Source organism: Colwellia echini, assembly GCF_002843355.2.
Taxonomy (GTDB): Bacteria; Pseudomonadota; Gammaproteobacteria; order Enterobacterales; family Alteromonadaceae; genus Colwellia; species Colwellia echini.
Genome location: NZ_PJAI02000087.1, coordinates 1 through 593 on the forward strand (window position 1 = coordinate 1; position 593 = coordinate 593).

1 tRNA gene is annotated in these 593 nt (G+C 38.6%); it reads left to right on the top strand.

Annotated elements, in window-relative coordinates:
• Window positions 1-275 precede the first annotated feature (275 nt).
• Window positions 276-351 (top strand) — tRNA-Ala (locus CWS31_RS17375).
• Window positions 352-593: the final 242 nt, after the last annotated feature.

The following is a 593-nucleotide window of genomic DNA, read 5'->3' on the forward strand; positions in this document are numbered from 1 at the left end:
AACAAGGTAACCCTAGGGGAACCTGGGGTTGGATCACCTCCTTATCTTGAAGTAAAGCTGCTTAATGAGTACTTCGGTACTACGAGTGTTCACACAAATTGTATGATAATGAAATTAGAAGAAACACCTTTGAGTTGTAGTTAACTGCAGCTTAGACGAAGGTAATTGCGCTTAGTACAAGGCGCTTGAGTTTTTTATGAGTGAGTGTAGTTCGCTACATGATTGAATAACAAACGAAAGCAACGAAGTAATTAGCACAATTAACAAGTCAAAGAGGGGCTATAGCTCAGCTGGGAGAGCGCCTGCCTTGCACGCAGGAGGTCAGCAGTTCGATCCTGCTTAGCTCCACCATTACGATTTTTTCGTTGTTATTTCGATACTCGCATAAGAGATACTATGCGTCGCATCAAAATGCCTAGAAAAACTTCGCAATGGCCATTTATTGTTTCTTCATTAAAGAAAGAAGCCAAATTTAAGCTATCTAACCGATAATTTAAATTTGGTTTTTTAAACCACAAAATAGCCGAATGTGAGCTGCTTTGAAGTTCTTTAACAATCTGGAAAGCTGATATAAATATCGGTATTTATATGTT